This window comes from Vagococcus sp. AM17-17 (assembly GCF_003471765.1).
Classification (GTDB): Bacteria; Bacillota; Bacilli; order Lactobacillales; family Vagococcaceae; genus Vagococcus; species Vagococcus teuberi.
In genome coordinates this window covers 1-9,996 of the sequence record NZ_QRJY01000022.1, presented here as the reverse complement: position 1 = coordinate 9,996, position 9,996 = coordinate 1, and the positions used below count along the sequence as shown (strand labels likewise).

Annotated in this window: 9 protein-coding genes and 1 pseudogene; 3 read left to right on the top strand and 7 right to left on the bottom strand. The window is 32.0% G+C overall.

Going from position 1 to position 9,996, the window contains the following annotated elements; all coding sequences use genetic code 11:
- The first annotated feature begins 96 nt into the window (after positions 1 to 96).
- The gene (locus DW196_RS11810) at positions 97 to 384 is read left to right on the top strand and encodes a transposase (RefSeq protein ID WP_118251247.1); all 288 of its coding nucleotides are present in this window, start codon (positions 97 to 99) and stop codon (positions 382 to 384) included.
- Between the two features lie 481 nt (positions 385 to 865).
- Here DW196_RS11810 and DW196_RS10680 read toward each other — a convergent pair whose 3' ends face one another.
- Genes DW196_RS10680 through DW196_RS10655 form a run of 6 tightly spaced genes read right to left on the bottom strand, consistent with a single transcriptional unit; the run spans position 866 to position 6,299 of the window.
- A complete protein-coding gene (locus DW196_RS10680; RefSeq protein ID WP_118251246.1) occupies positions 866 to 2,224 on the bottom strand; it encodes a HAMP domain-containing sensor histidine kinase in 1,359 nt (452 codons plus the stop codon).
- Entirely contained in the window at positions 2,221 to 2,880 is a 660-nt protein-coding gene (locus DW196_RS10675; protein WP_118251245.1) for a response regulator transcription factor, read from the bottom strand. Before DW196_RS10675 ends, DW196_RS10680 begins: the two co-directional genes overlap by 4 nt.
- Before the next feature lie 15 nt (positions 2,881 to 2,895).
- Positions 2,896 to 4,107: an ABC transporter permease gene (locus DW196_RS10670; RefSeq protein ID WP_118251244.1), complete on the bottom strand. Its 1,212-nt coding sequence runs from the start codon at positions 4,105 to 4,107 to the stop codon at positions 2,896 to 2,898.
- The gene (locus tag DW196_RS10665) at positions 4,108 to 4,794 is read right to left on the bottom strand and encodes an ABC transporter ATP-binding protein (protein ID WP_118251243.1); all 687 of its coding nucleotides are present in this window, start codon (positions 4,792 to 4,794) and stop codon (positions 4,108 to 4,110) included.
- Between the two features lies 1 nt (position 4,795).
- Positions 4,796 to 6,031, bottom strand: a complete 1,236-nt coding sequence (locus tag DW196_RS10660; protein WP_118251242.1) for an HlyD family secretion protein — start codon at positions 6,029 to 6,031, stop codon at positions 4,796 to 4,798.
- Between the two features lie 19 nt (positions 6,032 to 6,050).
- Positions 6,051 to 6,299: a hypothetical protein gene (locus DW196_RS10655; protein WP_084657150.1), complete on the bottom strand. Its 249-nt coding sequence runs from the start codon at positions 6,297 to 6,299 to the stop codon at positions 6,051 to 6,053.
- A 279-nt stretch (positions 6,300 to 6,578) separates the two neighbouring features.
- On the opposite strand from DW196_RS10655, the pseudogene DW196_RS10650 reads away from it, so the two are divergent.
- A pseudogene (locus DW196_RS10650) lies at positions 6,579 to 7,538 on the top strand (IS30 family transposase).
- Positions 7,539 to 7,765: 227 nt separating this feature from the next.
- Here the strand turns inward: DW196_RS10650 and rlmH are convergent.
- The gene (gene rlmH / locus DW196_RS10645; protein ID WP_118251241.1) at positions 7,766 to 8,245 is read right to left on the bottom strand and encodes a 23S rRNA (pseudouridine(1915)-N(3))-methyltransferase RlmH; all 480 of its coding nucleotides are present in this window, start codon (positions 8,243 to 8,245) and stop codon (positions 7,766 to 7,768) included.
- 318 nt (positions 8,246 to 8,563) lie between these two features.
- Between rlmH and DW196_RS10640 the strand changes: the two genes are divergently transcribed.
- Entirely contained in the window at positions 8,564 to 9,928 is a 1,365-nt protein-coding gene (locus DW196_RS10640; RefSeq protein WP_118251240.1) for a S1C family serine protease, read from the top strand.
- Positions 9,929 to 9,996: the final 68 nt, after the last annotated feature.

The window sequence follows — 9,996 nt, the reverse complement described above, 5'->3', positions numbered from 1 at the left end:
CATTTAAAACGTATCTTTCTGAAAAAGAATTACTTGAACGCCTACTTACTTACTTACAATGCTGAACTTACAGATGCTTATAATATTTATCAATAGATTTTAAGAGCTTTTCAAACAAAAGATTATTCTTTATTTGTAGATTTAATCAATCAAAAAACTCTTTTTCAAGAGTATATACCTGTTTTTAAAACATTTAGAAAGTATCAAGAAGAAATAAAAAATACTTTTGAAACATCGTATTCAAGCGGTCCTTTAGAATGTATGAACAATCATATTAAAGTCATTAACCGTAATGCCTATGGCATGAGAAGTTTTTATAATTTCAAATTACGAATAGCAATTTGTTTAAAAAAATCTGTATTCAAGACACCAAAAAAGATCTAGAAAACATGTTGTTTTCTAGATCCTAAATTCTAACGTTTTAACTCTTACCAACAGTAGTTGACAAAGAGCCAATAAAAAAGCGAGAGAATTTCTTCCCTCACTTCAATTAATTCTATTTCATTTTTGAGACTTTTTCATCAATATTATTGTCCATCAACACGATTTGACATAGAGCCAAAAAAAACACCTCCGTTAATTTCATTTTACATGAATTCAACGAGGGTATTTTTAGATTTGTCTTGCCTTCTGGGGTCAGTTCCATTCTTAATCTAAATGGATTGCCCTTTGAAAATCTTATTCTTATTTGTAATACTCTAAACTCACCTTGATAAACAAGATTTATTTCATTAAATATTTTACTTGTTGTAAAATTAAGTTAACCACCAAATAATAAATAACACACACATATAACAAAATTCTATATATCGTGAAGTACCATAAATATACACTGGTATCTAATTCTTTGCGTTTAACTGTCCTATTAAAATACAACTGTCACAACAAATAGCTGTTGTTCATCGATAGTTATATCAACTTTCCAATTGTTTTTATCAGCAAGTTGCTTAACGATAAACAATCCTAAGCCTGATCCACCATCTTGTTTATTTCTACTATAATCGGAACGATAAAACGGTTCGAATAGCTGCATAGGGTTATCTAATTCAATATTTGAACACAGATTTTTAACACAAAATACATTGTCCTCTAAAATAACTTGAATAGTGGTCTGAATCGTACTATACCGAAATGCATTACTTAAAATATTAGAAATAACACGTTCTATCATTAAACGATTTCCCAAAACATTAGAATTTCCAGAAAACTCTTTCGTTACTTGATAATTTCCCAATTCTGATAACAATAAATAAGATTCTAATTGCTCATTCACAATTTCTTTTAGCGATATCGTTTCAACATTATCTTCTAATTGTTTTATGTTATCTAGAGAGGAAATAGATAAAATATTTTGAACCAAGTTAGATTGATTGATTAATAATTCACGACACATTTTTAGATACGTATCGTGGTCTTGAAACTTACCAACATTGTAAATCATCCCTTCAACAATGCCCATCATTCCGGCCAAAGGGGTCTTTAATTCATGTGATGCCATTCTCATAAACTCAGATTTGGATTTTTCAACTTGTTCGACTTTGTCTACCTCTTTTTTTAGTGCTGAAATGGTTCGCAGATGAGTGTCATATAAACGATTAATATTCGTCGCTAACTGTGTGATTTCATCTTTACCAGACATATCACACGCAACATCTGGATTTAGACTCATCATATTCGTCGTTGTTTCCAACATTTTTAAAATACGTTTTGTCGAATAACGACTATAAAAAAATGCTGCTATTCCTCCTAAAACTAACGACGTTACTAATAGTAGGGGATATAATTTAATTAAGACTTGTCGTGCTTCTGATATTGGTTGAATTGAATACTCGCCATAAACCGTCAATGCTTTTTTGTTTGCATCAACAATTGATTCTTTCATCACTTTGTTAGTCGTAGTTTGTATGGGTTCAGATAAATTAATTTCCAAATCTATCCGACTCACATCAATTGTCGGGTAAATTGTTTGTTTTTCTTTATCAGAAAAGACAGAAATGTTCAGGCCGTCTCGACTTCTCTGAGAATAGGCTAGTGTCGATTGAATGTCTTCAATTGATTTGTCTTTAATACTTTTTACAACATCGCTAAATTCTTTAGTCGCTTCTTTTTCCTTCGTATACAAATAATATCTAGGCATGACAATATACAAAGTACCTAACAATAATGTCGCTACAAGAAAAATAATAGACACAGTGTATAAAAAGTTTTTCGTAAATAACTTCATAGTGGCGCCTCTAATCTGAAACCTCTACCTTTTATTGTCTTAAGTGGAAGAGATGGCAATTTTTTTCGAATATTTTTAATATGATTATCGAGTATTCGGTCATCCGAAAAATAATCATATCCCCATACTTTCACTAATAGTTGTTCTCTAGTTACGACTCTACCAATATGCTCTGATAATTCTAATAGAATACCGAATTCTTTTCCTGTAAACTCGATTACTTCATTTCGGTACAAAACCTCAAATGATTCTTTTTTAATTAGAATATCCGATGTAACGCGAACGGTTTTTTCTTCATTTTTATTATTTCTTAACGCATTTTCAATTCTTTTCATCAAAACCAATGGAGAGAATGGCTTGACGACATAATCACTAATGACATGATTAAAACTTGCCAGTTGTGTGACATCATCATCAAGAGCTGTCAGCATGATAATAGGAACATCTGATTCTTCACGTATTTTTTTTAATACTGTTAACCCATCTATTTCAGGTATCATAATATCTAGTAACACTAAGTCGAACGTACCTTGAATAAACGACTGCAGTGCTTCTGATCCAGAGATAACAGACGTGACATCATAATTATTTTCCTTCAAAAATTCTGTCACGACTTGATTAATGACTTCATCATCTTCCACTACTAAAACATGCATATACTCTCCTCCTTACTACTCAAATCTTAATGCTTCAATAGGATCTAACTTAGATGCCTTCATAGCAGGCAACAAGCCAAATACAACACCAATAACCGTACAAAACACTAAGCTTATACCAACGGCCAAATACGATACAATATATGGATAATTGAGATATTGTGTGATGAGATATCCTGAAATCAATCCTAGCATAATTCCCAGTATACCTCCTAAAACTGTCATTAAAATAGCCTCTACTAAAAACTGTCTCAAGATGACAATCCGACGAGCTCCTAAAGCTCTTTTCACACCTATTTCTCTGGTTCTCTCAGTGACAGATACAAGCATGATATTCATCACCCCAATCCCACCAACTATTAAAGAAATACTGGCAATACCAGCCAACAAAATAAAATTAGAGCGATTGAATTGTTCCAACTGTTGCTCAAATTGTTTAAAATTGCGAATTCCATAGGTATAATCAGATTTAGGTAAGGTTTCATTTAGCATACTTGCGACCTTTTGTCCTGATGTTTTTAGTTGGTCTGTTTTTTCTGTTTGCAATAAAAAAGTTGGTGCTACATCAATTTCTTCAAATACTTTTGACTTTTCTGATAGTGGGATAATCGCGGAATTTTCTGTTCCATATTTACGAGATTTTTCATCCTTATTACGGTAGACACCAATCACTTTGAATGGAGTGCCATTTATTTCAACATATCGTCCAAGCCCATCATCTTCTGGATATAGTTTATTATACGTTAATTCATGCAAATAAGTAACCTGATTTACAAATCCTTGATCACTTTTTTTATTGCCTTTAATTATATCAAATAGTTTAAAATCGAGTAGTTTATTGGTACTTACATATATTGTAGCATTTGTTTTTATATTGCCATTAAATAGATCATTTTGTTGTACATAGCTTTGCAGGATATCTTTTACACCTTCTTGTTTTTTGATATTATCCATCATCTCTCCACTAATTTTTGGAATATAATTTGGTGTGACAGGATTCTTTTTATCTGCGATAGTCGAATCAAAAACAGATTTTTTATTGTACTCTATTTCAGTGATATTATTATTTCCACCAATTAACTCGGTCTTCATTTTTGCTGTGTTTCCTTCAATGATGCTAAAAATCGCTATGATAGAAGTTATACCAATTATCACACCTAACATTGTCAAAATAGTTCTCATCTTATGAGCAAGAATTGACTGCAGTGCAGAAGATACTTCCTCCATCTACTCACCTCCACCAATGACTGCCTGCTCTAACAAAAGACCATCTCTTAACACAATCGTTTTATCACATAAATCAGCTACTTCAGGCTCATGCGTAATTAAAACTATCGTAGTCCCTTGATTATTTAATTCTCTAAATAGGGACATAATCTGAATACTATTTTTTGTATCCAATGCTCCTGTAGGTTCGTCTGCTAAAATAAAACTTGGTTTACTAACCAATGCTCTAGCAATCGCGACACGTTGTTTTTGACCGCCTGAAAGTTCGTTTGGGAAATAATTAACATGATCTTTTAGACCGACTAATTCTAATAATTTATAAGCTCTTTTTTTGCGTTCATTTTTTGATACACCTGAATAAATGAGTGGCAGACAAACATTATCAAGAATGGATAGTTTTGGAAGAAGATTAAAATTTTGAAAAACAAAGCCTATCTTTTGATTACGCAAATCAGCAAGGTCATCATCACTGAAATTACTGACTTTTTCTTCTTCAATAAAGTACTCACCTCGACTAGGTTTATCTAGACAGCCAATAATATTCATCAAAGTAGACTTTCCTGATCCAGACGGCCCCATAATAGCGATAAATTCTCCATCTAACACTTCAAGGTCTATTCCCTTTAGTACTTTTTGTTCATTTTCGCCTTGAAAATAACTTTTCTGGATATTTTTTAATGTCAACATGTTACTTAATCTCAACCCCTTCCTTTACTTCAGACGTTGGATTAACCAACCTATCTGCCATGGTCATATTTTTTGTAACTTCCACTGCATCATTATTTTTTTCCTTGAACTCAATCACTTCTTTTGTTGCTTTACCATGCGTAACCTTCCAAACAGACGCTGTTTTTCCTTTGATATCAAATAAAAACTTTTTTTCCACGATCATTTTCCCTGCGTCTTCATCATTAGATAAAAAGCTAGCATAAACATGTGTCCCTATAATTGGCATTTTATCTGATTTTTCAAGTAATATTTTATAAGGATATTTCGTGACATTTGGATTATCCTCTTGTTTTTTGTTGTCGCCATCTGAGCCTAAATTAGCTATTTGTACTACTTTACCTTTCCAACGAATGGAAGGATTTTTTCTATCCACCAATTCGACTTGTTTATTTAACTCGACTTTTTCTCTGTCAAATTCGTTTACTTTTCCTGTCACGTACAATTCCGTTTGATCAACAATTTCCATAAACGTTTCTTCTTGTTTTTTTTCTTGAGATAATTTTGGTAATTCTTGATTGATGTATGTCACTTTGCCCTCACCGTCTGATGTCACCACATCGTAAGACAGGCGTTCCTGTTCTACTTTTTCAAATTCTGTTAATTTTTTTAATTCAGCTTCCGCTGTTACTATGTCATTATCTCCTGATAAGGCTTCAGAATATTTCATCTCTATGTCATTTTCTAACGTTTTTATTTCTTGTGACAATGCTTTTTTTTCTTCTTCGTCAGTTGAGTTATTTCTTTTAGTTTTTAATTCTTCTAACTCTGTAGCTTTTTTATTATATGATTCCCATTTTAAAGAAGCAGTTGTTCGAGCTGCTTGTAATTGACGTTCTTTTTCTTCTTTAGAGTATGTTGCTTCTTTCGTTTTTAGTTGTTGTTCTGTTGCATAAGAAAATAATTCTTGACCATTTTTAATTGTATCTCCTTCCCTAACTTTAATATCTTTAACTTGCCCTTTCGTTGAATCAATTTTTATCCTTTGGCTATTTTTAGCTATAACCTCTCCAGATAAAGTCAAATTAGGTTTAGTATATGATTCTGTCATCTCTTCAACTGTTCTTATCTCAAAAGGGGAGTTGCTACTATCTGGTTTATGCCCTTTATAGTAGCGATATCCACCATAAGATACTATTAAGACAACTAACGTACTCATAAATATTGTCTTCCATTTATTTTTTTTTATTCGCTTCATACGTCTCTCCTAAACGATATTACTCTGATTGTGCGTCTTGATTTTGCATTTCCGGGTCCATCTGAATAGTCGTTCCATCTTCCATAATATATTCTTCAACTTCTTTACCATCAACTGTTTTAGTTTGTTTTTTCCCTTTTGACTTAATATCATCTAAATTGACTTCTTTTACCGTCTCACTATCCTGCTTCTCACCATTTTTACTACAACCTACTAAAAATAAACCTGTACATAATAATAAAACGCTCATTTTTTTAATTCTCATCATTAACACTCTCCTTAAAATTTATAAACAAAGAATACCAAAGAGATTTGTAGTTCAAATAGTTTTAATCTGTAGTTTACCTGTATTTTTAGATCATGAGAAAACAAAAATATAGCATTTTTAGATATATGGAAGAATAGTAATTGCCTAAAATTAATGGTTAGTTTTAATATAGAGGAAATAATTCGCCGATTATAAAATTAAGCTAGACAACTAAAAAAATCATTTGTGATACACTCAAATTGTCTTTCCAACCAAAGAAAACAAGGAGAGGGACCACAAATGACCTATGCACATCTGACTACAGACGAGCTAGTTTTGATAGAATCTTATTACCATCAAAATAAAAAAGGAACATACGTTGCGAAACAATTGAAACGAGCAAAACAGACTATCTATAATGTTTACAAAGCTTTTGACGAGGGACTATCTGCACTAGATTATTATAAAAGATACAAAAATAATAAAAAGAATTGTGGCAGACGTCCTATTTCTTTATCTGATGATGAAACAGAATACATTCAAAAGAAGGTTGTTCAAGGATGGACTCCAGATGTCATTATTGGTCGTGCTGAGTTTCCTATCTCATGTTCCATCAGTACTCTTTATAGGTTATTTAAGCAAGGACTGTTTGATTTGACTTCATTACCTATGAAAGGTAAAAGGAAAGCAAATGGTTATAAAGAAAAAAGAGGCAAACAAGTCTTTAAAAGAACCATCCGTCAACGTCATAAGGATTATCAACTCTTTAATAATGAATTGTGTCATCTTGAAGGCGACACAATTGTTGGAAAAGATCATAAAAGTGCTGTTATCACACTCGTTGAAAGACTATCTAAAGTGATTATTACGTTAAAACCAATAGGCAGACGAGCAATAGATATCGAAAATAGTTTAAATAATTAGCTTAAAAAGTTTCCACGTCATCTATTTCAATCAATCACATTCGATTGTGGTAAAGAATTTTCTAATTGGAAATCAAGCAGCAATCTAAATGATATTGATATCTATTTTGCCGATTCAGGAACACCCTCATAACGAGTCTTAAATGAAAAATCTAATGGTTTATTACGTAAAGATGGCTTACCTAAAAAAATGGATTTCAACAAAGTTGAAGAATCTTTTATCTAATCTATTGCATCTAAAAGAAATAATATTCCTAGAAAATCATTAAACTATAAAACACCATTGGAAGTATTTTTGAGTTATGTAGACAATGATATTTTGTCTAGCTTAATTTGACAAACGGAAAAAATAAGAAGCTGGAAAAAAATCATTACTATTAACTAGTATACTTAATATAGATTGTTGTCTTTCGTTCATGATTATATACCCCTCTGTTAGCTAACATTCTTCTGTAATCTCATATTATCACCCCAACTAAAAACGTTCAATAACACAAATGTCCATATCAATTGTGGAACAAAGGTAACCTATTTTATAATTAATTGATACACAAAAAAACCGCATCATTTATGATACGGTTCTCCATTATTAATTCGAAAAGTTCGATAGATTTGTTCAGTCAACACTAATTTCATCAGTTGATGTGGATAAGTCAAGCGACCAAAAGAGATTTTTTCATCACTTCGTTGCATCACTTCTGTGGATAACCCTAATGAACCACCTATAATAAACACAAATTGACTTTTTCCACGTGTTGTTAATTTATCTAGTTCACTAGCGAATTCTTCTGATGATAATTGTTTTCCTTCAATGGCCAGAGCGAAGACATAATCTTGATCACTGACTTTATTTAAAATGCGTTGTCCTTCCTTCTCTTTAACCTGATCCATTTCCACTTGACTCAACGTTTCTGGCGCTTTTTCATCTGGTACTTCAATCATCTCTAATTTGCAATATCTACTCAAACGTTTACTATATTCATCTATCCCTTGTTTTAAATATTTCTCTTTTAGTTTTCCTACTGTAATTATTTTTATTTTCATTTTTTACCATCCATTCTTGTCATTTAGTCATCTAAAAAGTTATCCACACTTATCCACATTGTTACTCACATAAGAAAAATAATATTTTGGTCATTTTGTCCACTTATCCACTTAGTGGTGCATAAGTCTTGTTGATAACTTCCTACTTATGCACAACTTCATACTTTTTCCTTAAATTCATCATTTCTTCATAGTTTAAAAAAATATCTTAAGATTTTCAAGTATTGTTCAATTATGGTCATTAAAATTAGACTAATGACTCAATCTTATCTTATAATAAGTTCAAGTTAAACATAAACTAAAAGGAGGATGACATCTATGAGAAAAGACGTCACACCAAACGAAGAACAAAAAAGAGAATCTGTACATAAAAATAATAACCAATCTACTCAAAAACAATCAGTTTTTAAACGATTTGGTATTTCTTTAGCTGCTGGTGCACTAGGAGGATTACTGGTTGTTGGTGGTTACACTTATATTAACGGTCAAAACAATACTAGTTCTACCCCTGCAACTAATAATACAACAACTGTTGAAAAAGGAAAAACAACAGTTAGTAACGTTAAGGTCAATGTTGAATCTGAAGTAACAAAAGCAGTTGAAAAAGTTGAAAATGCTGTTGTATCTGTCACAACATTACAAAAAAGTGATTCTCAACTATCTGAAATAGAAAAAATATTTGGTCGCTCATCAAATACTGAAAATACTGAAGGAGAATTACAAGAAGCTGGAGAAGGTAGTGGCGTTATCTATCGTAAAGACAACGGTAAAGCATATATTGTAACAAATAATCACGTTGTTGCTGGCGCGGATGCAGTTAGTATCATGTTAAATAATGGTAAAAAAGCGGATGCGAAAATCGTTGGAACAGATACATATAGTGACTTAGCTGTGTTGGAAATTTCTGATAAAGATGTGACAACTATTGCTGAATTTGGTAACTCAAACAACATCAAAGTTGGAGAAACTGTTTTAGCAATTGGGTCTCCCCTTGGTTCAACTTTTGCAAACTCTGTCTCTCAAGGGATTATCTCAGCTAAAGATCGTATGATTACTAATCAAACATCTGATGGTGCGATTATTAACAGTAAAGCTATTCAAACAGATGCGGCGATTAACCCAGGTAACTCTGGTGGTGCTTTGATCAATACTGCTGGACAAGTTATTGGAATCAATTCAAGTAAAATTGCTCAAGCAGCTTCTGGTGTGAGTGCTGAAGGTATGGGATTTGCTATTCCAAGTAATGAAGTTGTTAATATCATTAATCAACTTGAGCAAGGTAAATCTGTCGCTCGTCCTATGTTAGGAATCAAGATGGTCAACTTAAACCTATTAAATGCTGAAGACAAGAAAAATGTTTTAAAACTAGATGATAAAATCACTAATGGTGTTGTGGTGGCTTCAGTTGAAAAAGATACTCCTGCTGAAGAAGCTGGATTAAAACAATATGACGTTATTACACAAGTTGATGGTAAAGACATTTCAAGTACTGCTGAATTACAATCTATTTTATACGCTAAAAAAATTGGTGATAAAATGGAACTAACTTATTACCGCAGTGGCAAAGAAGCAAAAACAACTGTCAACTTAACTACAGACTCTAGCAAATTACAAGAACAACAGAAAAAAGCACAAGATCAACAACAAACTGAACAAAGTACACGTACTAATCCATTTAACTAAAAAAAGGCCTCTTTATCAACTACTGTTGGTAAGAGTTAAAACGTTAGAATTTAGGATCTAGAAAACAA